22 protein-coding genes are annotated in these 22,955 nt (G+C 46.9%); 4 read left to right on the top strand and 18 right to left on the bottom strand.

Annotated features, from left to right (window positions below; genetic code table 11):
* Positions 1-5: 5 nt before the first annotated feature.
* The 4 genes from M1D71_RS08390 to M1D71_RS08375 all read right to left on the bottom strand — a co-directional run bounded on the left by M1D71_RS08390 (position 6) and on the right by M1D71_RS08375 (position 3,359).
* Positions 6-899: a 5'-3' exonuclease gene (locus M1D71_RS08390; protein ID WP_458126067.1), complete on the bottom strand. Its 894-nt coding sequence runs from the start codon at positions 897-899 to the stop codon at positions 6-8.
* Positions 900-1,038: 139 nt separating this feature from the next.
* A complete protein-coding gene (locus M1D71_RS08385; protein WP_458126066.1) occupies positions 1,039-1,404 on the bottom strand; it encodes an arsenate reductase family protein in 366 nt (121 codons plus the stop codon).
* 399 nt (positions 1,405-1,803) lie between these two features.
* Positions 1,804-2,787: an RluA family pseudouridine synthase gene (locus M1D71_RS08380; RefSeq protein WP_458126065.1), complete on the bottom strand. Its 984-nt coding sequence runs from the start codon at positions 2,785-2,787 to the stop codon at positions 1,804-1,806.
* On the bottom strand, positions 2,784-3,359 hold the full coding sequence (locus M1D71_RS08375) for a cob(I)yrinic acid a,c-diamide adenosyltransferase (protein ID WP_336760669.1): 576 nt from the start codon (positions 3,357-3,359) through the stop codon (positions 2,784-2,786). Before M1D71_RS08375 ends, M1D71_RS08380 begins: the two co-directional genes overlap by 4 nt.
* A gap of 148 nt (positions 3,360-3,507) precedes the next feature.
* Between M1D71_RS08375 and M1D71_RS08370 the strand changes: the two genes are divergently transcribed.
* Positions 3,508-4,119: a DedA family protein gene (locus M1D71_RS08370; RefSeq protein WP_458126064.1), complete on the top strand. Its 612-nt coding sequence runs from the start codon at positions 3,508-3,510 to the stop codon at positions 4,117-4,119.
* 87 nt (positions 4,120-4,206) lie between these two features.
* Here the strand turns inward: M1D71_RS08370 and M1D71_RS08365 are convergent, their stop codons facing one another.
* The 7 genes from M1D71_RS08365 to M1D71_RS08335 all read right to left on the bottom strand — a co-directional run bounded on the left by M1D71_RS08365 (position 4,207) and on the right by M1D71_RS08335 (position 8,475).
* The gene (locus M1D71_RS08365) at positions 4,207-4,749 is read right to left on the bottom strand and encodes a bifunctional adenosylcobinamide kinase/adenosylcobinamide-phosphate guanylyltransferase (RefSeq protein ID WP_145319813.1); all 543 of its coding nucleotides are present in this window, start codon (positions 4,747-4,749) and stop codon (positions 4,207-4,209) included.
* A gap of 37 nt (positions 4,750-4,786) precedes the next feature.
* On the bottom strand, positions 4,787-5,338 hold the full coding sequence (locus M1D71_RS08360) for a hypothetical protein (protein ID WP_458126063.1): 552 nt from the start codon (positions 5,336-5,338) through the stop codon (positions 4,787-4,789).
* A 169-nt stretch (positions 5,339-5,507) separates the two neighbouring features.
* Positions 5,508-5,729 carry an aspartyl-phosphate phosphatase Spo0E family protein gene (locus M1D71_RS08355; RefSeq protein ID WP_176872852.1) on the bottom strand — a complete coding sequence of 74 codons (222 nt, stop codon included), beginning with the start codon at positions 5,727-5,729 and terminating at the stop codon, positions 5,508-5,510.
* 188 nt (positions 5,730-5,917) lie between these two features.
* Positions 5,918-7,126, bottom strand: coding sequence for an aminotransferase class I/II-fold pyridoxal phosphate-dependent enzyme (locus tag M1D71_RS08350; RefSeq protein ID WP_458126062.1), 1,209 nt, complete (start codon positions 7,124-7,126; stop codon positions 5,918-5,920).
* 13 nt (positions 7,127-7,139) lie between these two features.
* Positions 7,140-7,640, bottom strand: a complete 501-nt coding sequence (locus M1D71_RS08345) for an Lrp/AsnC family transcriptional regulator (protein ID WP_024628343.1) — start codon at positions 7,638-7,640, stop codon at positions 7,140-7,142.
* Positions 7,641-7,799: 159 nt separating this feature from the next.
* Positions 7,800-8,195, bottom strand: coding sequence for a spore coat protein (locus M1D71_RS08340; RefSeq protein ID WP_458126061.1), 396 nt, complete (start codon positions 8,193-8,195; stop codon positions 7,800-7,802).
* Positions 8,196-8,241: 46 nt separating this feature from the next.
* Positions 8,242-8,475 (bottom strand): hypothetical protein, encoded by a 234-nt coding sequence (locus M1D71_RS08335; RefSeq protein WP_458126060.1) that lies wholly within the window; start codon positions 8,473-8,475, stop codon positions 8,242-8,244.
* Positions 8,476-8,571: 96 nt separating this feature from the next.
* Here M1D71_RS08335 and M1D71_RS08330 point away from each other — a divergent pair, with 96 nt between their 5' ends.
* Positions 8,572-9,792, top strand: coding sequence for an NAD(P)/FAD-dependent oxidoreductase (locus M1D71_RS08330; protein ID WP_458126059.1), 1,221 nt, complete (start codon positions 8,572-8,574; stop codon positions 9,790-9,792).
* Positions 9,793-9,887: 95 nt separating this feature from the next.
* Here M1D71_RS08330 and M1D71_RS08325 read toward each other — a convergent pair whose 3' ends face one another.
* The 4 genes from M1D71_RS08325 to M1D71_RS08310 form a co-directional block, all read right to left on the bottom strand.
* Entirely contained in the window at positions 9,888-11,102 is a 1,215-nt protein-coding gene (locus M1D71_RS08325; RefSeq protein ID WP_458126058.1) for an MFS transporter, read from the bottom strand.
* Positions 11,103-11,233: 131 nt separating this feature from the next.
* Entirely contained in the window at positions 11,234-11,800 is a 567-nt protein-coding gene (locus M1D71_RS08320) for a hypothetical protein (protein WP_458126057.1), read from the bottom strand.
* A gap of 120 nt (positions 11,801-11,920) precedes the next feature.
* Entirely contained in the window at positions 11,921-12,361 is a 441-nt protein-coding gene (locus M1D71_RS08315; protein ID WP_458126056.1) for a DUF350 domain-containing protein, read from the bottom strand.
* Positions 12,362-12,411: 50 nt separating this feature from the next.
* Entirely contained in the window at positions 12,412-14,778 is a 2,367-nt protein-coding gene (locus M1D71_RS08310; protein WP_458126055.1) for an endonuclease MutS2, read from the bottom strand.
* 186 nt (positions 14,779-14,964) lie between these two features.
* On the opposite strand from M1D71_RS08310, the gene M1D71_RS08305 reads away from it, so the two are divergent.
* Together M1D71_RS08305 and M1D71_RS08300 are read left to right on the top strand one after the other, a co-directional pair.
* On the top strand, positions 14,965-15,324 hold the full coding sequence (locus M1D71_RS08305) for a phage holin family protein (protein ID WP_458126054.1): 360 nt from the start codon (positions 14,965-14,967) through the stop codon (positions 15,322-15,324).
* 218 nt (positions 15,325-15,542) lie between these two features.
* Positions 15,543-15,929, top strand: coding sequence for a cytochrome C oxidase subunit II (locus tag M1D71_RS08300; RefSeq protein WP_458126053.1), 387 nt, complete (start codon positions 15,543-15,545; stop codon positions 15,927-15,929).
* A 104-nt stretch (positions 15,930-16,033) separates the two neighbouring features.
* Here the strand turns inward: M1D71_RS08300 and M1D71_RS08295 are convergent, their stop codons facing one another.
* The 3 genes from M1D71_RS08295 to pheS form a co-directional block, all read right to left on the bottom strand.
* Entirely contained in the window at positions 16,034-18,742 is a 2,709-nt protein-coding gene (locus M1D71_RS08295) for a hypothetical protein (RefSeq protein ID WP_458126052.1), read from the bottom strand.
* A gap of 138 nt (positions 18,743-18,880) precedes the next feature.
* Positions 18,881-21,334: a phenylalanine--tRNA ligase subunit beta gene (pheT, locus tag M1D71_RS08290; RefSeq protein ID WP_458126051.1), complete on the bottom strand. Its 2,454-nt coding sequence runs from the start codon at positions 21,332-21,334 to the stop codon at positions 18,881-18,883.
* An 82-nt stretch (positions 21,335-21,416) separates the two neighbouring features.
* Positions 21,417-22,451: a phenylalanine--tRNA ligase subunit alpha gene (gene pheS / locus M1D71_RS08285; protein WP_458126050.1), complete on the bottom strand. Its 1,035-nt coding sequence runs from the start codon at positions 22,449-22,451 to the stop codon at positions 21,417-21,419.
* Positions 22,452-22,955 lie beyond the last annotated feature (504 nt).

Raw genomic sequence — 22,955 nt, 5'->3', positions numbered from 1 at the left:
GTTGCTCACCCTATTGCCACTCCCATCCAAGAGCCAAGGCTCTTCATCTCAAGTTGTTCAAACTTGTCCATCACCATATCCGGATCAAGACGCAATTCACAGATATCCAGCGCACAGGCAACCGGAACAGCGCAATGAATCTCTGCCAGTTTGCGGGACAGATGAAGCATGTCCAGATCATTCTCAATCTTGTTACGCACCGAAGGGGTAAGCTTGTCCATGTTGCCCAGAATCCCTTCAATAGAACCGTACTCCTGTACAAGCTTCAACGCTGTTTTCTCACCAATTCCCCGCACTCCGGGATAATTGTCGCTGGCATCTCCCATCAGACCCTTCATGTCAATGACTTGACGAGGGGTAAGTTGTTTCTCTGCCATGAGCGTTTCAGGGTTATACACCATGTAGTTGCCATGGCCTTTTTTCATAATAATGATACTCGTGCGGTCATTAATCAGTTGCAGCATGTCATGGTCACCCGTCAGTACCATTACATTCATATCTGTCTCTTCGGTGTAATACTTCGCAAGTGTTCCGATGCAATCGTCGGCTTCGAATCCTTGTGCACCTATATTCGGAATACCCAAGCTATCCATCACTTCACGGATCAGGGCAAACTGGGGAATCAGGTCATCCGGAGCTTCGGCCCGGTTGCCTTTGTAAGCTGCATATTCTTCACCGCGGAACGTCTTACCGCCCATATCCCAACAACATACAACATGACTTGGCCCAAAAGTCTGAACCGCATCCCAGAAATAACGGATAAATCCGTAGACTGCGTTGGTAGGCAATCCTGCCTTTGTACGTCTGATATATCCGCTCGCAGATGTCGCATAAAAAGCACGGAACAACACCGCCATACCGTCTACCAGCAACAAAGTAGGTTCATTACGTTGATTCACTTGAATTTGTTCTCTCCTATCTAAATCTAGCATATAAATTATCGAAACTAATTCTATCATTATAGCATAGTTCCGCCAACCATCGTTCAGCCAAAAAAGCCCTGAATTTTGAACAATTCAAGGCCGGTAATCACCAAGCTTATGCGTTATTCCATTCCTGCTCATACGTTTCTTCCTTGAATCCAACGGTCACCTTTTCTCCATTCGTAACGATCGGGCGTTTGATCAGACGACCATTCGAAGCCAGCAAACGAATCTGCTCATCAGAAGACATGCCCGGCAGCTTGTCCTTCAATTGTTGTTCTTTATATACTTCCCCACTCGTATTAAAGAACTTCTTCACTTCGAGTCCGCTCTGTTGGATCAGCTCGGTTAATTCCGCTTCCGATGGCGGTGTATCGAAAATAGGGATTAGCTCCAGCTCATGTCCTTGAGCTTCAAGCCATTTTACAGCTTTGCGGCATGTCCCGCATTTGGCATAATGATATACTTTTAAGTTGCTCATGTTGTGTTCCTCCGTTTGCTCCGGTCTCGACTTCTCGCTTCCCTTGGTTTGCTTCGCAAATCCAAAAGTCGCTCAAAATCGATACCATCGCCATGTAATTTTACTGATTTTTGCGAATGAGATCAAAAACACACATTCGCTATATTTTTTGGGATCAAAATCTTACAGCTTTAATATCTTTAAAAGCTTCAAAAGATTTGAAATCTTAAAAGATTTAACATGAAAATGCTAAACATCAATACATTAAACCATGGAACCGTAAAGATTAGCCTACGGCATGCTGTTCGGGTACATTAAGCATCCCTCACATAGGTAAGCAAACAGCGTTGTCCCAAACAGGACGGGCCATTGCTAGAAAAATGCGACACAGGGTGCAGATCTAAGGCCTCGTCGCAGCTTCTACAGTTCTTCTCTGGGAGCTGCCTCATCATTCAAACGCTTCTCAAGCGCGGCCATATCTGCTGGAAAAGGAGCCTGGAACGTCATGCGTTCCTGTAGAATTGGATGGTCAAACGTCAATTCACAGGCATGCAATGCCTGGCGTTCGATCCAGCTTTCCCGTTCCTCCCGAACAGCCAAAGTCTGCTCATCGATCTCGTGCACAGGTAGTGTCTTGTACATTCGATCGCCGATTAATGGACAGCCGATGGACGTCATATGTACCCGGATCTGATGGGTTCTGCCACTTTCCAGCTTGAGGCTTATCGCACTGGCGCTGCCCCCTGACCAACGTGTTAAGGTCGTGTACAGCGTTCTTGCTGCATATCCGTCAGGTGTCACGATTCTGCGGTGTGGCTCTTCAGGATCACGATCAATCGGTCCATCCACTGACCCTTGTTCCGGGACAGGGCTACCATGCACAAGTGCAATATATTTCTTGTCCACTGTTCCAGCGATCATCTGTTCAGACACATGCTGATGCACATAGGGATTCTTGGCTATCGCTAGTACTCCTGACGTTTCTTGATCAAGCCGATGAATCGGTCTGAACCGGAATCGCTCGCCCTTTGATTTCCAGTAATGAACGACGCCATTCGCCAAAGTACCTGTGTAATGCCCATGTGTCGGATGAACAATGATGCCCGCATCCTTGTTTACAACAAGCAAGTGCTCGTCTTCATACAGAATGGTAAAAGGAATAGGTTCAGGCAATATATCATCTGATTCCTCTTGCACCATCCGAACTTCAACGACATCGCCCGCAGCTACCTTGACGCTAATGTATACACGTTCTCCATTAAGCATGACACCTTGCTCGGTCAGCTTGATTTTGGATAGAAGCTTGCGCGACACCAGCAACCGACGCTGAAGCACGGTCTTCAGCAGCCAGCCATCTTCTTGTTCGGTCACCGTGTAGACAATCGGCGAATAGTAGTGGCTCATTCTTTGCGGCGGAACACTTTTTTGCTCCGCACATATTCAATATCAGCCACCTGTTGTCTTGCGTTGGCCGTCCGTGCAACCACGAAGAAATAATCAGACAGTCGGTTTAAATACCGTCGTACAGACGGGTTAATGTCCGTATGTTGTCCCAGTGTTACCGTGCGACGTTCTGCGCGGCGACATACGGTACGGCACACATGAAGGGCGGAAGACAGCGGGCTGCCACCAGGAATAATGAATCGTTCCACTTTTGGATTCTCAGCATCATACTGGTCGATCCATTGTTCCAGACGCGTGACCATCTCATCTCTGACCTTATATTTGGTTTCACTAATCTTCACGAAGGCCAGATCGGACCCACAATCAAACAATTCCTGCTGGACTTCCAGCAGATGTTCGCGCAGATCTTCGAATTGCCCTTGAGCAGAATCAATGAGGCTGATCGCCTGACCGACAAAACAGTTCAGTTCATCAATCGTACCGTAGGCCTCAACTCGATCATCATCCTTGATGACGCGTCCACCGATGACCGAAGTCTGTCCTTCGTCACCTGTTCGTGTATATATCCCCACCGTAATCCCTCCAATTGTTAATTTAATCATGAATACGAGAATGCCATTTTTTCAGAAACCAGTCCATCGCTTTACACGTATATAAGAATTGGTGTGCTCTGCCGAGTATACGACAAATCGAAGGAAACCAAAAGTAAAGGAGACGATTATGCAAAACTGGATAACCGATTTCATGGAACAATACGGCTACATAGGCATTGCACTTATTATTGCTTTAGAGAACGTATTTCCCCCGATTCCATCCGAAATCATCTTGCCGTTTGGCGGATTCATGACCACCTATACCAGTCTCACACTTCCAGGTGTTATTATTGCCGCTACCATCGGCTCCGTCCTTGGTGCTGTGCTCCTGTATGGTATTGGACTACTCATTGACGTCGAACGCCTTGAAAAAATTGTGGAACGCTGGGGACATGTTCTACGCATCAAAAAAGAGGATATTCACCGTGTCGATGCATGGTTTGACAAATATGGCATGTGGACCGTATTGTTCTGTCGAATGGTTCCCCTTGTCCGTAGTCTCATCTCAATTCCTGCAGGCATGTCCAACATGAAATTTGGTTTATTCCTTCTCTTTACAACCATTGGTACATTGGTATGGAATATTATTCTTGTCTCTGTTGGCGCTGCGCTCGGCGCATCATGGGAGAGCATTTTGCACTTTATGGACGTCTATTCCATTGTCGTGTATGTTATTTTGGCCATCATTGTTATCGGATGTATTATCTGGTGGATCAGACGTAGCCAAAAGCAGAAATAAATAATGACAGACTCAATAAATAAAGCCTCCTTGCCACCATTTCGTGGTCGAGGAGGCTTCTTCATATCACCCGTTTATGTCATCTCGCTACCGTTCATCTTCATCTCGCATTCCCTGACGCTTAAGATCGATAGCCAGACCGGATACCAGCATGTACATCTTTTCAGCACGTGTCTGCAGCATCCGGTTAACCGAAGCCATTCTCGCTGTAAATATTCGTTCTTCCTCTGTGGGATGCAATGTGCCATGCATTTCATTGGTAATCACAAGCAACTTCCCCTGATAAGACAATAATGCATCAAGCAAAAGCTGCGTCTCTGCACGCTGGTGATTCAGATCCTCTGTGGCCCTGAAGCCGGCAGCCATCCAGGAGGTAAGACTGTCTACAATTACAATTCGCTGATCCGCCAAAAACAGATTGGATTCCCGATTAATCTGGGTGATCACCTCTGTCAGATGCTGACCGTTCCCGGCATGAATGGCACGATAATGAGCGGATGGCAATTCGGGAATAACGGGATCATGATCACCAGTGGATAAATATACGCCCTCCCGGCTAATGCCGGCTGCGTACTTGAGGGCAAACCGGGTTTTACCACTACCTATGCCGCCTGTGACCGTAATCAACAATCCGCTTCCCTCCTTCCATAGCCATTCTGTATTTCGTTTACTCTGTTAGCGCCTTCAGCACTTTTTTGGATTCTTCGACATTGGAAGCTGATACCGGAATGGTGGCAAACAGATTACTTGCAGCATATTCTACATCTTTAAACATCTTCATGTCTTCGAGTGGAATGCCGTAAAGATGTGATTCTTGCTTGAGATCTGAACCTGCATCTCCTTCACCTTGTTCCACTAAGACCCCACCGTCAAATACACCACGTTCATACTTCTTGGGATCAAAGGTATCATCAAGCGGAACATTGGAGCCATTACTTCCGTATTGTTTCATGTCGGATTCAGGCAATATGAAGATATCATGTCCTCCAGCCGCATACTCTACCATAATTTTCTGAACATCATACATTGCACTGGTGATCACTTCCACCTGGGGCTCCTCGCCCAGTTTTTGTTGCAGATTGGCCTGCAACTGCTCCGAGATTACAGATGGATTTCCTTGGTTATCAATGATAAAAACGGAAAATCCATCCTTACCCCCACAACCCGCCAACAAAAAAATCACAGAAATGATCGCAGTAAGCCCCCAAAATCTCTTCATTCCAGTTCCCCCTTTAGTCTCCTATGTCCAATATATCACAATTGTTCCACGCAAAAAAATAACCTGGCTTATCGGGGGATATCCCTTGCTCTACACACAAAAAAGAAGACCCTCTCAGGTCTCCTGTTCTAACTCGATTAATGAAACGTTTCAAAATCCAGCGAAAACGTTATTTCCCTTTGATCGGGTTAGCCTTCATGTATTCATTAATCTTTAAATCCAGCAAACTGCTGATTTCAATTACAATATCGGATGTGAATGATTTCTCTTCAAGGAAGATCTGTTCCATCTTGCGACGAAGCATATGAATCTCATCTTCCAAGGAAATGTCATGCAAGGATGCGTTATCAGGTTTCACCGACCATCGGTCGCCATGATCGCCTTCTGCCAGATAGTGCCCACGATTAGTCGGTAAATCATATTCAACACAAAACAAAGCCAACCCCTCCTTGGAAAAATGGTTTCCAAATATATGAAAACTTATTTCAAATTGAAATTATATCACAATATTTTGTAAAAGAAAGTTATTTTTTTACAATGATAAAATGTATATCTGTGTAAAAAGATTCTAATTTAGTATTAACCCTCTTTTTGCAATTTGTAAACGAAGTTTCCGATTCGTTCCAATGCTTCATTCAATTGGGTTACGGAAGTAGCATACGAGCAACGCAAGAAGCCTTCACCCTGAGGACCGAAAACATTCCCAGGAACAGCAGCAACTTTATTCTCCGTTAACAATCGCTCGGCAAACAGGTCTGAACTCATGCCTGTCTTTTGAATACTCGGGAATGCATAGAACGCTCCCTGAGGTTCATGACAGTCAAGTCCAATATCCCGGAATCCCTGCACAATCAAACGTCTGCGCTGATTATATGATTCTACCATCCGGTCTTTCTCACCCAGACCGTTCGTCAAGGCCTCAAGTGCAGCAACCTGGCCCATGGCCGGCGCGCACATTACCGTATACTGGTGGATTTTGAGCATGGCTGCAATAAGTTCAGGGTGACCACACATATATCCAATCCGCCATCCTGTCATTGCAAAAGCTTTGGAAAATCCGCTTACCAGAATGGTCCGCTCCTTCATGTCCGGAATAGCTGCAAAGCTGACATGCTTTTGCGTATAGGTCAATTCAGCATATATTTCATCCGCGATCACGATCAGATCATGCTTTTTAATCACTTCAGCAATGGGCAGCCACTCTTCATAGGTCATGATGGCCCCTGTTGGATTACTTGGATAACACAGAATAACCACTTTCGACTTCGGTGTGATGCCTGCTTCAAGCGCTTCAGCCGTTAGCTTGAACTGATCTTTCGCATAGGTTTCAACACCGACCGGTATACCTCCACCGATCGAAGCGATTGGTGAATAAGCCACGTACGAAGGTTCAGGGATGAGAACCTCGTCGCCAGGTACAATTAATGCGCGCAAAGCCAGATCAATCGCTTCACTGCCACCCACGGTAACAATAATCTCATCCTTGGGATCATATTTGGTATCAAACTGTGTATCCAGATAATCGCTGATGGCTTCTCTCAGCTTAGGCATGCCTGCGTTGGATGTGTAGCTGGTCATACCTCTTTCCAGCGAGTATACACAGGCTTCACGCATATGCCAAGGTGTAACAAAGTCAGGTTCACCCACACCCAATGTGATAATATCCTTGTTGTCTCCAACCAGATCGAAAAATTTGCGAATTCCGGATGGAGGTATCTGCTGCACAAGAGGTGCCAGATATGATGTCATTTTCTTGTTGTTCCCGGTTGTCTGTTCATTCACTATCATGACACATCTTCCTTTACGGCGAGATCATGAGACGGTTGTCTTCCTGATGGTCTTCAAAGATAATCCCGTCCTGCTTATATTTTTTAAGAATAAAATTCGTTTTGGTTGAAAGTACAGAGTCAATCGGAGACAGTTTCTCCGACACAAAATTAGCAACTTCACGCAGGTTGCCACCTTCCACTTCAACGAGCAGATCGTAAGCACCTGACATGAGATATACGGACTTCACTTGCGGGTATAGATAAATGCGTTCAGCAATCCCTTCAAAGCCACGACCACGCTCCGGCGTAATCTGCACCTCAATCAGGGCCGTTACTTTCTCATCATCTATTTTGCTCCAGTTCACGACGGTTGCGTATTTCACGATGACGTGGTCTTGTTCAAGCTGTGCCACGGCGTTTTTGATCTTGTCTTCCGACTCCCCCAGCAGCGTCGACAGCAGTGCGGGAGTCCTTCTCGCGTCTTCCTTAAGAAGATCCAGAACTTTTAATTGCAGATCGTTCAAATCTTTCATGGTTTTCCCTCCAGCGTCATCCAGGTTCCTGAAAATGAATTAATACTTATATTACATGAATTTAACGTTGATGCAAAGACAAAAGACCGCCTGCCCTGAATTCAGGCAAGCGGTGGTATGGGCCTGGATCGTTAGGTGCTCAAACCTCTTATACACAGGTTACATGTAATAAGGGTTACCGTAATTCGGCTGATGCTGAGGCACATTAGGAGCTTGGCTATATGAGCTGTTCTGCATGTTCTTTTCTTGAATGAATTGCTGACACTTCTGTTGGATCTGTTGTGCAGACTGGATTTGTTTGTCCACATCCTGACGAAGTGCTTTGGATGGAGCGGAATACATGTTGTTTTGTTGCATCAGGTTGAACAATTCACCTTGTAATCTTAATGTATCGTTCGTTAACTCATTGAACATTCTACGAGTTGTGGGGCAGGAAGATTCAGTAGTTGCTGTTGTATATTCACGTGAAGTTCGTCTTAAATCTGCAAGAATCGACTTCAACAAGTCTTGTTCTTGCATAAAATTCCCACCAGATGACAAAGATTGAGTGTACACGTATTTTCCTCCTATGCTTTGGAATGACTTATCATTGTTTTGAGCTTTACTGGGATTGCGCTGGTGCAAGAGATTGATGTTGCTGTAACGCATTGACAAGAGTGCTCAGATGCTGTTCATGTGAGTGAACATAATGATTCAGTGCCTGTTGAATTTGCGGATTATGTGTGATGGAAGCTGTAGCTGCACATTGTTTGATCAGCATTTCCTCATTGGAAATTGAATCCGCGATATAGTTCAGTTCCTTGGGGCTCAGTGCTTGCATTTGTGAATTTTGCATGTATGTGTGACCTCCTTAACCTAAAGTTATTGCGAATTTATTGTTACCCTAACCTGAAGAAGTATACTTCAACTATATTTTACAGAGGTGATTATTATGGAACTTATTAACGGGGAAACGTTCTGGCCAACCACCTTTGATTCTCATCCCCATTATCCTGTTTTGAAAGAAAATCTGTCCTGTGATTGCCTAGTCATCGGCGGTGGATTGGGAGGCGCACTCTCTGCCAAGCTTCTGATAGATCAGGGGATTGATACTGTTGTTATTGACAAAAGAGATATCGGTCATGGCAGCAGCATGGCAAATTTGGGCCTGCTCCAATATGCGAACGACAAAACGCTCACCTCTTGTATCCAGACATTTGGGGAAGAACGCGGTGTTCGATTCTACGAATTATGCCGTGATGCCATGCAACATCTTAAAAAAATTTCCTCGAAGCTTGAGATTGATCCTTGGTTTGTGCCTCGCACAAGTCTGTATTGCGCCACTCACGAGCAAGATGTACCGTTGCTGGAGGAAGAATATCGTAACCTGAAACATTATGGATTTGATGTAGAGCTGTGGAATCAGGAAAAAATCAGTTCACTGTTCCCGTTCAGCAGACGCGCTGCACTATACACAAGCGGGGATGCCGAGGTTAATCCGTATCGTTTGGTTCATTCACTATTCCACTCAGCCTCACGTCAAGGAGCTAAAGTCTATGCTCATAGTGAATTCACCCACTGTGATTACGATGGAAATGGTGTCCTATGTTACACACCTCATGGCACTGTACGTGCCAAACATGTTATTTTCTCAACAGGCTATGAAACACAAGAAATCAAAAAGGACAGAGGGGCATACCTGCAAAGCACATATGCTATAGCTACCAAGCCAATACAGGATCTTAGCAGCTGGTATAAGCAGTGCATGATATGGGAGACCGAACGACCTTATCTATATATGCGCACGACTCCAGACGGAAGAATAATGGCTGGCGGACTTGATGAAGATAGTCCTCAAGAAGAACAACGGGCTATCAAGGCGGTTCACAAAGGTGAGATTTTGTTGCAGAAGATTGCCGAGTATTTTCCATTACCTGATCTCGAAGTCGATTACGCTTGGGAAGCTGTATTTGGTAGCACCCATGATGGTCTCCCGTTTATCGGTCCACATCCAGATTATCCGAATTCGTACTTTGTGGAAGGTTATGGAGGCAACGGTACCATATACAGTATGATTGCAGCCTCCCTTGTTGTGGATGCCATTACGGGCAAGCAGAACCCTGATATGGATCTATTCTCACTTACACGCACAAGTAAACCATCTCCTGTATAACCAACTACATAACCAATACAAATACAAACAGGGTACAGTACAAGGAAAGTTCTCTCTTTCCCTGCATTGTACCCTGTTTGTATATTGAAAGACTGCTAACCCGACGACTCTTGACCTTCCGTCCGATTCAATAATTTACGCATAAATAACCAGCCGATCAGCGGGAAAGCACCCAGAACGATAATAAGCCAGGTTAACATGCGCAGGGACGGAGTATTCAAGACCGTTACAATAAATATGGTCAACCCGAATAGACGGCCACCCATCAGACATAACTCTCTCAATACGACAAGTTCAACCCTTTTCTCCACATTTTCGCCACTTGTACCCATCATGTCGAATCCCGCTGATATCATAGGTAAAATATACAATGGCATCGCAACTGCACTTCCAATCCCCACGATTAACAGCGTAATATAGGTCACTTTCCACAGAAGAGGAATCAGTACAACCAGCAGAATCAGAGCTCCGATGAACATGCCTCTCGATCTATACTGTGGTTTAAACCATTTCCCCACTGCCCAATAACTTATTAATGCCACGGCAGAAGTGATGAGTGAGAACTGTCCCAATTTGTACTCCTGTGCAGTGGCCACGTATACAAGCAGCCCAATCAAAAAGGCAAAAACCCCTTCACGCGCACCCTGAGCGAACAAACCCAAAGCCAAGGTCCTCCAGGGACTATCCGGTTTGGATAACTGTATCCAGGGTTCAGACCAGCGGTATGTACCGCTTACCTTTCTCTTTTTGAGAAAAAAACTAAAGACTACCGCGATAACATAAATGACGAGAGATACCGTAAATATGAGCCGATACCCAGTGTTGTCCGTCATTCGGGTAATAATTAGACCGGAGAACCATGGACCTATAATTCCTGTCATCGAGCCAAGTAATCCGACCCAGCCATTGAATAGATCTCTGTTTTCCCGATTCGTTATTTCAAAATACACGACATTAAATGCGATCCAAAATAGCCCCAGAGAACACCCCAGGAGTATGCCCAGAGGCCAAATCCAGTCTACAGCTTTGGAACCGGCCCAGAGGACAACCATATAGAAAAGGCCGGACATTGCAGTACCTAGTCGTAAAGCACTCATTTTATTGTGTTCCTTGACCCATTTGCCAGCAAGCCAGAACGTGAGTCCAATGGCCAATTGCTGACTGATTGTGAACCAACCCAACATGGCATAATCCGGACGGCTTTTCCACAGAAACACATTCAAAAAGGTTCCCGATAGCGCTCCGGCTAACGCAAACAATCCATTCACGCCCAAAAGCAGAATGGATTGTCGGCCTAAAGTAATCTTCATCTGCTCCTCCTTCATCCACCTGAAGTGAACTGTATACAGGTAGGTCTCAGGGTTAACGTGCCCCAAGCTAGAGGAAAACATGATAAATCTTCAGGATTGCTATGAAATTGGTATGCATTTCCGAATGCTATCTATTTATGCGCACTCAGGTTCTTAATCAGACGCAGACGGTCATTCTCAGATAGACTATATTGAACTTGGAAACATCCCGAGCACACATAAGTTTGAACCGTAAATGGTGGTGACAGTAGGGAGCCTTCACCCGAAGCTGCGTTAGCAACTGAAGTAAAGTTATCCTGCGTTGCAGCTTGAGTGCCCGCGAGAATCATGAATTCCCGACAATTCGGGCACTCTGGCACTTCTTCCTGATGATCAAGTTGCTTCTGAACACCTTGTTCATATTGAATCAGGTCATTACCTTCATCCGCGTATTTGGTTAACGTTCGCAACTCAGGCAGTTTAAGCTCAACCTCATCCCCCCACAGATCTGAAAGATCCGTAGTCTGTTTCTCATCGTTTGCATGGTCCACATCATAAATGTCGTCTTCAGCTTCATCGTGCTCTTCATCACCGATGTCAATGTTGAGCGTACGATATCCCTTCAATTCATTGTGGCAGTATGGACACTCTTCTTCAGGCCCGAGTTCCTCATCCCATACAATCTCCGTGTGACACCAAGGGCATACTGTTGTTTCCATATTGAATCAACCTTTCTCTTTCAAATAATCATGTATTCATTACATAGATGACACCGATGGCAAAGAACACAATCGAAGCCGCAAACAGAATCCGTATCAATATCTTCATGACCGGTCCTCCTAGATAATACTCGCGCCAATAACAAACGACAATGAGATGGAAATAACCATGGATATCAATCCAACAGCTCGGTTGTCCGCTTCGATCTCCTTATCAATGGAGAACACGGGTGTCAGGAATTCAAACAAAAAATAGGCAACGAGCAGAAGGAAGAACCCAACAATTGACCACGTCATGGCTTCGTACACCGAAGATTTAGCCTGTATGCAGAAACGCAGTACGTTACAGATTCCGAAGATCTTGCCTCCTGTCGCCATGGCAACAGACACATTGCCCTTCTTGATCTCCGACCAGCATTTATATTTGGTCACCAGTTCGAAGCAAGCCAGAAATAAAAGCAGCTCCATAATCGCGACCGAGAAAAAACCGAGTACCATCCCCAAGGGATGAGACAGCAATTGGTCAATGCTTTCTTTCACGCACCGTTCCCCTCTCCCCATCTGCGACCTTCATGAATAAGGCCGCAGAATATCATTGATTCATGGTCCGGCTATTCCAATTCTGCAACGGTTACACCGTTCCCGCCTTCTCCGTAATTGCCCAGCCGGTAACTTTTAATATGTTTATGCTTACGCAGGTAATCCTGAATCCCGGAACGTAAAATCCCTGTACCTTTACCATGAATAATATATACTTGGCCCAGGTTGGCGAGGAAAGCTTCATCAATGAAACGGTCTGTCTCCATCAGGGCTTCTTCCAGGTTGGTACCACGCAGATCCAGTTCACTCTTCACATTGTCATCACGCGTGCGTTTCATACCAGTTACCGGTTTTTGCTTCGGTTTGGCTGCCGGAGCCGATTGCTGCAGTTCCAGGTCATCCAGAGAGACTTTCATTTTCATGATCCCCAGCTGCACCATGGCGTCTTTGCTACCCGACATCTCCACAACATGGCCTTTTTGATTCAAACTATAGACTAACACTTCATCACCAGGACCGATGGCACGAGTCTTCGGTGCTGCCGCCGTCTTCTTGATGGTTTTCCTGCGTTTCTCCGGTTCAGCTTCGTCCAGCTGTTTGCGGGCAGCAATGAGTTTGTGCTCCTTCACGGAAGCACCTTCTTCCATAGCCAGCTGGCGAAGATCTGCTATAATTTTTTCCGCCTCCACACGAGCCTTGTCCACAATGCCCCGTGCATCTTCTTCTGCTTTCTCAATCCGACGATCACGCTGCTGTTCCAGCTTTTCCAGTTCAGTCTGATGCCGACTGCGTAATTTCTCCATGTCCTGACGCAAGATCTCCGCCTTCTCACGCTCTTGCTCTGCCGTAAGTCGGTTCTCTTCAAGAGAAGCAATCATGTGCTCGATCCGTTGATCCTCTTCCTTCACTTCGCCACGAGCGTAGTCGAGAATGTAACCCGGCAGCCCCAGACGCTCTGCAATGGCAAATGCATTACTTCGTCCTGGTACACCCACCAGAAGGCGATAGGTTGGACTCAGTGTATTGATGTCAAATTCCATACTGGCATTAATGACGCCTTTACGCTCGTATGCGTATGCTTTCAGTTCACTGTAATGGGTAGTTGCAACCATGCGACATCCCGTCCGGTGCATATGCTCCAGCATAGAGATCGCCAGTGCGGAACCTTCAGCCGGATCAGTTCCTGCTCCAAGTTCATCGAGCAATACCAAGCTTTTCGGTGTCATATTTTTCAGAATGCGAATGATGTTTGTCATATGACTGGAAAAGGTACTCAGATTCTGCTCAATACTCTGCTCGTCACCAATATCGGCGTAGATCGCATCAAATACACATAGCTGACTGCCATCCTCTGCCGGAACGAATAAACCGGACATTGCCATCAGGCTCAGCAATCCAATTGTTTTGAGCGTTACCGTCTTACCACCCGTATTCGGACCTGTCACGATGATGGATGTGTAATCATTGCCCAGCTCAATGTCAATTGGGACTACATTTTCAATCGGAATCAGCGGATGACGCCCTTTCTTGAGCTTAAGGAATCCGCGGTCATTCATGCGTGGCAACGTTGCTTTCAGCTCACGAGCCAGGCGTGCCTTGGCAAAGATAAAATCAAGAGAGCCCAGCAAGTCGACATCATACAGCAGCCATTCTCCCTGTTCGCTGACAAGCGCCGTCAATTTCTGCAAAATGATTTCTATTTCGCGTTCTTCCCGAATCCGGGTCTCGCGCAATTTGTTGTTCATTGCAACGATGGATTCCGGCTCAATGAACAATGTTGCACCTGAACCGGATTGGTCATGCACAATCCCACCGAAGTACGAACGATATTCCGCTTTCACCGGGATAACAAAACGGTCCCCTCTGATCGTAATGAGCTGATCCTGCAACATCTTGGATACGGTAGAGGATCGAATCATGGAATCCAGTTTCTCGCGAATCCGTGCTTCTCCGCCTCTAAGCTCACGACGAATCTGCGCCAACGTTACGCTTGCACTGTCGGCAACTTCTGCATTATCGTCGATACAGATTTTGATGGCATCCTCAAGCGTTTTTTGCTCTGACAGTTGTTCGCTGATATAAAACAAGGATTCAATCGTCTCATCTTCATGCAGAGTGGCGATCAGGCGTTTCAAACGCCGTGCAGCAAAGGTCGTATTGGATATTCCCAAAAGTTCGTGAGGATTAAGCGTTCCTCCAATTTCAGCACGTTTGATCGAGGCCGTAATATCTACAATCCCTCCAAAAGACGGCGAGCCTTTCAGACGATCAAATGTGAATGCTTCATCGGTTTGCTGCAGCAACCGCTTCACTTCTTCAAGCTCACTGATCGGTTCAAGTTGCTCCGCTTTCTTTTTACCCATCGTAGTTTGGGCAAAGCTAAGCAATGTATTTAAAATCTTGCGATATTCCAGTGTGTGTAAAATTTTCGTGTCCAAGTGTACAACTCCTTCCAAACTATATCTGTATTATAACGAAAGAAACTTTCTTGCGCTATTTAACGAATCCTTCCACACATAACTTCAACCATAGCACCACAAACTACAGGTGTCAGGATTGTGCAACCTCTCCAAACCCTTGGAGAACCCTGCTCAGTTCAATCCGAATAAAAGGAGGTAAACACCATGAATTTTCTGGGACATGTCGTGCGATTTGTCATCGCCGCAATTGTTTTAGTGGTGGTCAGCTGGATCGTTCCCGGATTCGCCGTTGGTGGCTTCTGGAGCGCTCTGTTGCTTGCTCTCGTCATTGCCCTGCTCGGCTGGATCATTGAAGGTATCTTCGGCAAAAGGGTCAACCCCTTTGGTCGCGGTATTGTCGGGTTTATCGTTAGCGCACTGGTGATTTGGCTAGGTCAATATGTTGTAGATCATGTTGAGGTCAGCCTGCTCGGTGCCATCTTGGCCGCACTGGTTATCGGGATTATCGATCTGTTCATCCCCGTATCCACCCCTTTTGATGCCGGACGAAGCTCCAAAAGCTAATATCAGTTTCTCCTTTTCGTGTGCATGAATACTCCTAAACCTCTGAAGGCCTTTGCCGGAAGAGGTTTATTTCATTCGGGCCGTAACGATAGTGCAACAAACACATACAATTTTCAAAAAAAACGACATACGCAGCGTGTACAGGCATCCACATATTGCGGTATGATGACTGGAGCAATCATTCACATTTTACCCATATTACCCTAAGGAGGCACATGATGAAGAAAGGCATAGCATGGCTTGCTGCCTGTATGTTAATTCTGGTCCTCGCTGCATGCGGAGGAGCGAATCAGTCCGCAGACTCTGACAGCAACGGGTCAGATGCTGACGTTACAGCCAGTGAAGAACTGGTCATCAAGGCAAGCAACTACGAATTTGATCAACCCGAGTACCATCTTAAAAAAGGTGTCCCGGTTAAAATTGTTTATGAAAATGTAAACGGAAACCACGGTATTCTCGTGCCTGAGCTGAATCTTACGCTCGACACCAGAAATAGTTCCAAAGTGATCACCCCGGACAAAGTCGGTGAATTTGAAATGTCCTGTTCGGTCTTCTGTGGTTCCGGACACAGCAGCATGATCTCCAAAATTATCGTTGAAGAATAGTATTCAAGACAAGGAGCCCCCGCAGCGACGGGAGCTCCTTCTTTAGTATAACAAATTGTACCAGAGTGCGTTGCACACGAGCCAGTTCTGCTACAATCAATCCGCTAGGTCTGGTCCTGTTCAATCAATTCAATCCATTCGTTATATTCCGTCTGCAATTTCGTATATTCATCATGCAACTGACGATATTCCTTATTCAGATGCTCTGCCTTTTCCTGCTCCATTTCGCGTTCAACCTGTAACAAACGTAATTGATTGGCCGCTAGTTCGTAACGCTCTCCCATCTCAAGCAGTTCATTTTCAATGGTCTGTTTCTCCAGGGTTGCCTCAGCTCGTAACTTGTCCAGCTGCTGCCGTTCTTGCTCCAGTCCCTCCAGCAATTCGCTACTTGCCGCACTTTCTCTCTTCCATACCGTGAGTTCATTCTCAAGCGCAGCCCAGCGTTCCTGCCAGGATTGTTCCTGAGCCGCCCATTCATCTGCACGCCGTTGCCACACCTGGTCGTTCTGCTCTGCTTGTTCAACACTTGAGCGGAGTTCTTCTTCACGTCTTGTAAGCTGCTCCAGACGAGATGACAACTCAGCCTGTTTGACTGCCAACTCTTCGTGTTTGATCTGCCACTCCAACGCTTCTTCTTCGGTCTGGGCTAACCGGCTCTCTTGCTCCGAGTACCGCTCGGACAGTTTCGCTGAAGACTGTCTTGTTTCTTCAAGCGCACTTACAATCTCTTGTTTCTCCTTACTCAATTCATCAAGCTTGGAACTGTAATTTTCTTCTCGTTGTAATGCATCACTGTAATCATTACGGATTTGTTTATAACTATCCTGAAGTCGGTTCAACTCTTCCCGGACCCCATTTAACTCAACTTCAAGTTGTTTGCACTTCTCTTCCAAAAGCTCTGCGTCCTTTTGATAATGCACAGCCTCCTCATGATTGAAACGAGATTCTTCCTTCACCACGGACAATTCATCATGAAGGGATTGCACACCAGACTCCAGCGTTTCATTTTGTTCAGCAACTTCGAGTATCTGATTCTCCAGGTCGCCGATCTCAGCCAATCGCTGCTCAGCAAGGTCTTTCCAGGACTGCTCACGTTCCGTGAGTGTGCTGATCTCATGCTGCAATGTACGCACCGCAGCATGAGCCTGTTCAAGCACCTTATGCAACCTGCGCTGTTCCTCTTCCGACTTCACTTCAGCCTGACGAAGCTTTTGGGCTTCCTGTTCAAGCTGTGTGTGTTGCTCCTGAAGTTTGCGTAGCTGGGCTGTGAGAGAGGCTTCTCTATCAACAGTTTCATTATACTTCTGCTTCCATTGTTGCTGTGCATCACGAGATTGCTGAGCAGCCTGCTCCGTTTCACGGAGAAGCTCCTGTAACTGGGAACGATCCTCTTTCAACTGTGCCAGTTGCTGCTCCAGTTCCGTGATTCGGCGAGCCTGAACTTCCTGCTCCTGTTTACGACCCTCATACTCATGACGCAACGTTTCCAATTGATCACGCTCGTGCTGAAGCTGCTGTTCTTGCTCTGCAACCATGTCCTGTGCACTGATGAGCTGGGTCATCACTTCTTCCAATTGCTCTTCGACATCTAATAGTCGAGTCTCCGCCTGTTTACGTTGTTCCTCAAGTTGCTGCTTAAGCTTGCCCCGTTCTTCTTGCAGTATGGCCTCTGCAGCCGATGCGGCTTCTGTTGCCTGGGATGCTGCTGCTTCCTTGGCTTGCTGCAATTGTTCCTCGAGGGCTGCTTCTTTCTCCATCCATTCGAGTTCCATCTGCTCGGATAACGCCTTGAACTCCGCATTCAACTGATTTATCTCAGTCAGGCGCTTCTGCTCCGCTTGTTCCTGCAAATCAGCCCGTTCCTGATTCGCCTGATCCGTGAGCGCTTGCGTCTGTTGCAGCGCTTTTTCTTCAGCCTGTTGAAGACGAAGTTCCATCTGTTGCTGAAGTTCATTATATCGCAGTGTCGCTTCTTCCTGAGCTTTCTTCAGATTGCTCTCTGCCTGCTCCAACTCGGACAAAATGGCCGACTCGGCTTCTTCCTTCGCTGTCCGAACCTGTTGCGCAGCCGTGGCTTCAATCTGTTGACGTTCTGCAACGGCACGGCTTTCGGCTTCTTTCAATTGAGCTGCAGTCTTGTCCTGCAACTCTTTATATTGCGCCGCAGCTTTTGCCTGCGCCTGCTGCAATTCAGCTGCAGAACGGTTCTGAGCTTCTTTTAGCTGGGAAGCAGCCTGTGCCTGTGCATTTTTAAGCTGATTAGCCGCTTTCTCTTCCATTTCCTTCAGCTGTTTCATGCCCTTGGCTTCTGCTTCCTTCAGTTGTGCCGTCGCTTGGGCCTGCAATTTCTGCACTCGCTCCGTTGCTTGAGCACGTTCTTGCTCCAGCAGCGTATTCAACTTGGCTACCTCTGATTTTTTGTCCGTTTCGGCCTTTTGCAGGGCCTGTTCGGCTTCGAGCTTCAGCTTCTGCAATTCAGCAAGAGACTGATCACGACGTTCCAATTCTTCTTGATGTTCATTTTGTATGGCGTTCAACCGATTCAATTCGTTTCTCAGTTCTGTACGTTCTCCAGTAAGCATCTTCAGTTCATTCCGGATTTCATGAGTCTGAAGAGACTGTTCAGCCATATGTACAGCCGCCAGCACCGCAATACGCGGAGTATCCAGACGGGAATTTTGCTTGGAGATCGCGCTCATACGCTCATCTACCAGGTTAGCTACTTGTTTCATATAGTCGGCACTGCTGCCAACCAGTTTATAGGAAGTCCCGTAGATCTCTACGGTGACGCGTGTACGATCAGGTGTAGTCACAGTTGTGCCCTCCTTCAAGTCTGTATGTTGATTCTAAGCTGTAATCACAAAAAAGTCACATCGATCCTCTAATGCTAAGGATTCGATGTGACTTCAAACAATTCCTGCTAATCTTTGTTCAAAAAATCTTCTTCTGTCCTATTTACGCAATTCCGCTCCGAATTGCTCTTCCAGACGAGTCACTACACGGGCGTGAACTTCAGTAACTTCCTCATCGGTCAGTGTACGTTCACGATTCCGGTACACCAGTGCCATCGCCACGCTCTTCTTGTTTTCACCCAGTTTGCTGCCAGTAAACACATCGAATACCTGTACGTTTTGTAACAATTCACCTGCGGATTCACGAATGGCGCGCAGCATATCTCCAGCTTCAATATCCTCATTCACAACAACCGCGATATCACGTTCCATGGCTGGGAAACGCGGAAGTTCACGATAACGAATGTCAGCGTCCGCTTCACTGTAGATCGATTCAAGTGCAATCTCTGCGATGTACACATCATTCAGATCATACTGCTGTTGCAGTTCCGGATGCAGTTGACCCAGCGTACCGATCAATGTGCCTTCCCCGCCATCTTTCCCTTCCAGGTAAACCGATGCGGAACGTCCCGGATGGAATCCTTCAGGGCTGTTCGCTACCAAGCGAATGCGTTGTTCCAGACCCACATAGGCGAACAGATGTTCAAGCGCACCTTTCAGATCGAAGAAGTCTACTTTCTCTGCTCCAACATTCCACTGCTGGGTTGCACGATTCCCAGTGAGCAGTAAGCCCAGTACTGGAATCTCATGCGGTTGCTTGGTCAACTGATCTTCTTCAGTGAAGAACACATTGCCCACTTCAAATACTGCCAGTGAATCCTGTTTACGGTTCATGTTATACACCGCTGCATCCAGCATTTGCGGCAAAATACTCGTACGAAGCACACTGCGGTCCTCACTCATAGGCATCGCTAGCTTCACAGCTTTACTGCCTTGTGTCAACGCCGGGAACAGTGTCACTTTATCCGGGTGTACAAAGGAGTAACTGATCATCTCCTGCCAGCCACTGCCTGAGAGCAATTCACGAATGGTGCGACGCATCGCTTGTGAGCGTGTATAAGCCCCCGGAGTCGTCGGCCCTTCAATCCATGTGGTTGGAATGTTGTCATATCCGTACAGACGCGCGATCTCTTCAAACAAGTCTACATCGAGCGTAATATCCCCTCTGCGTGTTGGCACTTCCACATCCAGTAATCCTTGATCAGCATCACCACATGCAAAGTGCAAGCGAGCGAAGATGGTTTTCACCTCAAGCAATGAAAGATCTGTTCCCAGATAACGATTCAGTCTGTCCAGCGACAATTGAATTACACGTTTCTCTGCCGCTTCTGCTCCAGCTTCCACGATTCCCTGATGCACTTCACCTTCAGCATAACGTTGAATCAGTTCGGCTGCACGATCCAAAGCCGTAATGACTGCACCCGGATCTACTTCCTTTTCAAAACGCATGCTTGCTTCGGAACGCAGCCCCAGTTGGCGCGACGTTTTCCGAACGGTTCCGCCGTCAAACTTGGCGGACTCCAGCAACAGATTCACTGTGCCTTCCGATACCTCGGAATTCTCGCCACCCATAACCCCAGCGATAGCTACTGGCTTCACGCCATCTGTGATGAGCAACATGTGCGGCTCTAGCTTCCGCTCCTGGCCATCCAGCGTAACAATCGTTTCGCCTTCGTTAGCCATCCGCACTTCAATATGGCCTTTATCCAGCTTATCCGCATCGAATGCATGCAGCGGTTGACCATATTCCAGCATGACATAGTTCGTGATATCAACGATATTATTGATCGGACGAACACCTGCAGCCATGAGACGGTTTTGCATCCACAGCGGGGAAGCACCAAGCTTAATGCCGGTTACATAACGAGCCGCGTAGTGACTGCATTGCTCCTGCGCCTTAATCTCTACAGAGATATGATTCGCAGCCGCATCACCAACCTCAACCAGTTGGTCTTTGGGACTCGGCAGCTTCACTTCACGACCCAGGATGGCACCCACTTCATAAGCCGCACCACGCATGCTGAGACAGTCGGAACGGTTCGGTGTCAGGTCCAGCTCAAGCACATGATCGTCGAGACCAAGAACCTGGCTGATTGGCGTGCCAATCTCCGTTTGTTCTGGCAGAACGAGAATACCTTCCTGCTGATCTTTAGGCAGCAATTTATCGTTCATGCCCAGTTCTTTGGCGGAACAGATCATGCCAAGGGAGACAACGCCGCGCAGTTTGGCTTTTTTGATATCCAATCCACCTGGGAGCTTCGCTCCAACCAGAGCTACGACTACCTTTTGGCCTGCATCCACATTTTTCGCACCACACACGATTTGCAGATCTTCTTCCTGGCCGGCATCGATGACACATACATTAAGTTTGTCTGCATCGGGGTGTTTCTCTTTGCTCTTCACATAACCCACAACAACTTTATTCACGCCCTTGTTGCGGTTCTCCACTACATCAATCTCGACTCCCGCCCGGGTGATTTTCTCTGCCAATTCCTGTGGCGTCACACCTTCAAGGGAAATATAATCAGACAGCCAATCTGTCGATACTCTCATGGACGTTCACTTCCTTCATCTATAAATTGGTGTTGCCGTTCCTAACGCTTGCTCTATGAATGCAGATCTATTTATTGTAAAGTTACAGCCGTCCGAATTGCTTCAGGAAGGTCAGATCACTGTTGTAGAAGTGACGGATGTCATCAACACCATACTTCAGCATGGCGATACGCTCTACGCCCATACCAAATGCGAAACCACTATATTTCTCCGGATCATATCCGCCCATCTCAAGCACTTTCGGGTGAACCATACCGCCGCCCAGAATTTCAAGCCAGCCTGTTTGTTTACATACCCGACAACCGCTGCCGCCGCATTGTACACAAGTTACATCCACTTCCGCACTTGGCTCCGTGAACGGGAAGAAGCTTGGACGCAGTCGAATTTCCGTGTGGGAACCGAACATTTCGCGCACGAATTGCAGCAGGGTTCCTTTCAGATCGCTCATACGAATGTTTTCGCTGATGACCAATCCTTCCACCTGATTGAACTGGAAAGAGTGCGTCGCATCGTCGTCATCACGGCGGTATACTTTACCTGGGCAGATGACTTTGACAGGTACTTCGCCCTTCATGCCCTGCATGGTACGAACTTGAACCGGAGACGTATGGGTACGCATCAACAAGTCTTCTGTAACATAGAAGGAATCCTGCATATCGCGCGCCGGGTGATTCTTCGGCAGATTCAATGCTTCAAAGTTGTAATAATCCATTTCGACTTCAGGACCTTCCGCAACGCGGTATCCCATACCGATGAAAATATCTTCGATCTCCTGTACCACTTTGGTCAGTGGATGCAGTCCGCCTTGACGTCCACGACGTCCTGGCAGGGTTACATCAATTTTCTCAGATTGCAGACGCTTCGCTGTCTCTTCCTTCTGGAACTGATCTTGCTTGCTGTCGATGACTTCCTCAATGGCAGCACGAACATCATTGGCTACTTGACCAATAACTGGACGTTCCTCCGCACTAAGCGCACCCATACCGCGCAAAATTTCAGTCAATGCACCCTTTTTCCCCAAATACTTCACACGCAGATCACTCAGCGTCTGCGGATCACTCACACCAGACAACTGCTCCAGCGCTTCGATCTTCAATGCCTCTAAACGTTCTTTCATGTGTAATTGCCCCCTTTTTGTGGTGTTTTTGCAACAAAAAAAGGCCTTCTCTCCCCTGAAGGGACGAAAAGACCGTGGTACCACCCTTGTTAGACATCCATTGCTGCACAACCCACTCGGTCTGCAACTGGTTCTGTCTCACTTTGTACGGAATAACGACCGTTAACCGTTTGCCCCTACTGTTGTCTCTGTGTTTACACACAAACAGGTTCAGGGAACCGCTTCGGAGTGAATTTCAGCAGCCTTGTTCTACAGAAACGCTCTCAATCTACGGCGCTTCCTCCCTGTACAGAGGCACTGCTTACTTATCTCCATCATCACGTTTACTTGTTAGTTATACCTACTAGAGGTTGTTTAAAAAGTCCGCTTTTGATTACGAATGATGCCTAGCGGCATCATCAGCTTCGAATATGGCATTCAGCCGAAATGTCCGTGTCTCACGTAGTTCTCCTACGCTCCGCTACTCCATTTCTATCTTCATCCCATCTTCTTGGTACTGAAAAC

It is taken from the genome of Paenibacillus sp. Z3-2, assembly GCF_054161325.1.
This window is presented reverse-complemented; position numbering and strand designations above follow the sequence as displayed.

What these genes read in the sequence shown, in the direction of transcription:
- M1D71_RS08385 (WP_458126066.1), bottom strand. Translation starts at nt 1,404, where the DNA reads ATGAGCAACTTAAAAGTATATCATTATGCCAAATGCGGGACATGCCGC.
- M1D71_RS08380 (WP_458126065.1), bottom strand. Translation starts at nt 2,787, where the DNA reads ATGAGCCACTACTATTCGCCGATTGTCTACACGGTGACCGAACAAGAA.
- M1D71_RS08370 (WP_458126064.1), top strand. Translation starts at nt 3,508, where the DNA reads ATGCAAAACTGGATAACCGATTTCATGGAACAATACGGCTACATAGGC.
- M1D71_RS08360 (WP_458126063.1), bottom strand. Translation starts at nt 5,338, where the DNA reads ATGAAGAGATTTTGGGGGCTTACTGCGATCATTTCTGTGATTTTTTTG.
- M1D71_RS08350 (WP_458126062.1), bottom strand. Translation starts at nt 7,126, where the DNA reads ATGATAGTGAATGAACAGACAACCGGGAACAACAAGAAAATGACATCA.
- M1D71_RS08345 (WP_024628343.1), bottom strand. Translation starts at nt 7,640, where the DNA reads ATGAAAGATTTGAACGATCTGCAATTAAAAGTTCTGGATCTTCTTAAG.
- M1D71_RS08335 (WP_458126060.1), bottom strand. Translation starts at nt 8,475, where the DNA reads ATGCAAAATTCACAAATGCAAGCACTGAGCCCCAAGGAACTGAACTAT.
- M1D71_RS08330 (WP_458126059.1), top strand. Translation starts at nt 8,572, where the DNA reads ATGGAACTTATTAACGGGGAAACGTTCTGGCCAACCACCTTTGATTCT.
- M1D71_RS08325 (WP_458126058.1), bottom strand. Translation starts at nt 11,102, where the DNA reads ATGAAGATTACTTTAGGCCGACAATCCATTCTGCTTTTGGGCGTGAAT.
- M1D71_RS08320 (WP_458126057.1), bottom strand. Translation starts at nt 11,800, where the DNA reads ATGGAAACAACAGTATGCCCTTGGTGTCACACGGAGATTGTATGGGAT.
- M1D71_RS08315 (WP_458126056.1), bottom strand. Translation starts at nt 12,361, where the DNA reads ATGGGGAGAGGGGAACGGTGCGTGAAAGAAAGCATTGACCAATTGCTG.
- M1D71_RS08305 (WP_458126054.1), top strand. Translation starts at nt 14,965, where the DNA reads ATGAATTTTCTGGGACATGTCGTGCGATTTGTCATCGCCGCAATTGTT.
- M1D71_RS08300 (WP_458126053.1), top strand. Translation starts at nt 15,543, where the DNA reads ATGAAGAAAGGCATAGCATGGCTTGCTGCCTGTATGTTAATTCTGGTC.
- pheT (WP_458126051.1), bottom strand. Translation starts at nt 21,334, where the DNA reads ATGAGAGTATCGACAGATTGGCTGTCTGATTATATTTCCCTTGAAGGT.
- pheS (WP_458126050.1), bottom strand. Translation starts at nt 22,451, where the DNA reads ATGAAAGAACGTTTAGAGGCATTGAAGATCGAAGCGCTGGAGCAGTTG.